This window comes from Candidatus Accumulibacter vicinus (assembly GCF_000584955.1).
In the GTDB taxonomy this organism is placed as follows: Bacteria; Pseudomonadota; Gammaproteobacteria; order Burkholderiales; family Rhodocyclaceae; genus Accumulibacter; species Accumulibacter vicinus.
Genome location: NZ_JDSS02000024.1, coordinates 290,268 through 292,061 on the forward strand (window position 1 = coordinate 290,268; position 1,794 = coordinate 292,061).

General features: G+C 66.1%; 2 protein-coding genes. One reads left to right on the top strand and one right to left on the bottom strand.

The features are described 5' to 3' along the window. On the top strand, positions 1-973 hold a 973-nt coding region (locus CAPSK01_RS11920), incomplete at its 5' end, for a VanZ family protein (protein WP_273703570.1). Between the two features lie 5 nt (positions 974-978). Here CAPSK01_RS11920 and CAPSK01_RS11925 read toward each other — a convergent pair. Next, a partial coding sequence (locus CAPSK01_RS11925) for a DnaJ C-terminal domain-containing protein (protein ID WP_273703571.1) occupies positions 979-1,794 on the bottom strand: 816 nt, incomplete at its 5' end.

A 1,794-nucleotide genomic window follows, 5' to 3' on the forward strand; every position in this document is an offset into this window, starting at 1 on the left:
CTTCGCCAACTGGCGCAACCTCGGCGTCTCGCCGCTGGAGTTCATTGACGCAGCCTGGCCGCGTTACTGGACAGTTTTCGACCTGATGGTCAACGTCGTTGCCTACGTGCCGCTGGGCTTTCTGGTGGCGCTGGCGCTACGCCGACTGCCCGGCGGGCGCTGGACCGCAACCCTCGTCGCGCTCCTGCTCGGCAGCCTGCTGAGTCTGGCCATGGAATTCCTGCAGAACTGGTTGCCTGCACGCGTGTCTTCGAACCTCGACCTGGTTTGCAACACCGTCGGTACTGCCATCGGCGCAGTGATCGCATTCTCCAGAGGCCGGCAAATCTTCCGGCGCATCGGCGAGATCCAGCAGACCCTGCTGGCGCCGCTGGAGCACCTCGAACTCGGTCTGGTGCTGCTCGGCACCTGGCTGTTGACGCAGCTCTCTCCGGAAACCCTGCTGTTCACCACCGGCGATCTGCGCAGCGTGCTCGAACTGACGCCAGCGGTTCCCTACGCGGCGCACTCGTTCTTCATTCTCGAAGCCGGCGTCATCGCGCTTAACACCATCGTCATCGGCCTTTTTGCACGCACGCTGCTGGCCGACCAGGCCGCGCCGCATCTCGCGCTGCTGCTCTTCTTCGTACTCGCCCTGGCCATCAGAACGTTTGCCGCCGCGGTCCTGGTGGCTCCACAGGAGGCGTTTGCCTGGCTGACGCCGGGTGCCGAGCTCGGGCTGCTGATCGGTGGCGTGCTGCTCTCGCTGCTGCTGCTGCTGCCGGCGCCCATCCGTATCGCGTTGGCTGGCGTGGCGCTGATGGCCGGCAGCGCGCTGGTCAATCTGACGCCGGCCAACCCCTACTCGGAAGCGGCGCTGGCAACCTGGCGACAAGGACACTTCCTCAACTTCAACGGCCTCACGCGCTGGGTCGCCAGTTTCTGGCCTTTCGTCGCCCTGCCCTATCTGACGTTGGTCGGCCGCCACTTGTAGACCGCTCAAACGTCGCCCGGCTGGCGGCGAGCACGCAACTGGCGTTCCCAGGCAGCGAGTTGCGGCGCTCGTTGCTCGATGTTGGCCGCCAGATGCATTTCGAGTCGTTCAAGCAGCGCCAGATCCTCGGGGCCAACCGCCTGCGGGCAGATGCACTGCAGATGCAACACCAGATCGCCGACCGCAGCACCCTGTCTGTGTGGAAAACCCAGGCCCGGCAGGCGCTGTTCAAGCGAGCGCTGCGGCGGCAGTTCGAAGCAGGTCGTGCCGCGCAGGGTCGGCACCTCGACACGGCCACCGCCAAGCAGGCGGAAAATGCTCACGGGCAGTTGACAATGCAGATCATGGCCATCGAGGACGAACAGCGGATGTGCGGCCAGGCTGATTTCAAGGTAGAGGTCGCCCGCGATGGCGTTGCCGGGCACCGGTGGCGCCTGTCGGGCCAGGCGCAGTCGCTCGCCGTCGCGCAGCCCCGCTGGCACGCGCACGGCCAGCGTTCGCCATTCCTGGCGCCAGCCACTGCCCGCGCAATCGCTGCAGTCCGTCTCGCGCAGATAACCGCGCCCGGCGCATCCTTCGCACAAGCTCGTACCGCCACCTTTGCGAGCGACCCGACCGCAACCGTTGCAACGCGGACAAGGCAGCGAGTGCTTGTGCTGCAACCGACCGCTGCCACGGCAGTTCGCACAGCGAATGTGATGCAGCAGTTCGATGTTTTTCAGGCAACCCGCCGCCGCTTCTTCGAGTGTCAGCATCAGGGATTGCGTCAGATTCTCGGCAACCGGAGCGGCGGCGACCGGGCGGCCCTCCCTGGCCGCTGC